Here is a 545-nt window from a genome sequence, read left to right as displayed (position 1 = left end):
ACGTCGAACAGGTAACGACGGGACAAATCCCACTCGACACTCAGTCATAATTGCATGCTCTATGATCTCAAAGCCCAGTACCTGTTGCCGGGCTTTTTTTGTTATGTTTACTCACCAATATTATTTATTACAAACAGTTAAACATGAAAACTTAACGTTTGTGCTTCGTGTTTAGCTTATTTCAATTCATCTTGTTCACCGCACAATTGCACAGCGTTTTATTTATTCGTATTATGTTTTCTTTTTGCTTGCACACATCTATGAATAAAACACAACTCATTAGCTGTTTGTTGGGACTTGGACTTTCTGCAAATCTCCTCGCTCAAGAATCTGAAAACATCGCTCAATACTTACAAGAACAAAGTCAACAACATTCACTAGAAGATCATTATGCTTCATCTGTTCCAGATGAACTCAACTTGGACGCGCAACGCTCAGAACTCAAATGGCGAGAGGAAGGCAAGCCAGATCATTGTTACCACACAAAAAATAACGCCGAGGTCACAACAGACTTTGACTACGGTGAGGCCAACGATCTTTCGGAT

1 pseudogene is annotated in these 545 nt (G+C 40.0%); it reads left to right on the top strand.

Annotation, left to right across the window (positions count from 1 at the left end):
• Nucleotides 1-260 precede the first annotated feature (260 nt).
• Nucleotides 261-545: pseudogene (locus tag R8N47_RS27740) on the top strand (DNA-directed RNA polymerase subunit beta); the annotation flags it as partial.

This window comes from Vibrio sp. 2132-1, from assembly GCF_033344315.1.
The sequence above is the reverse complement of the archived record's forward strand: the minus strand, read 5'-3'. Positions and strand labels throughout refer to the sequence as shown.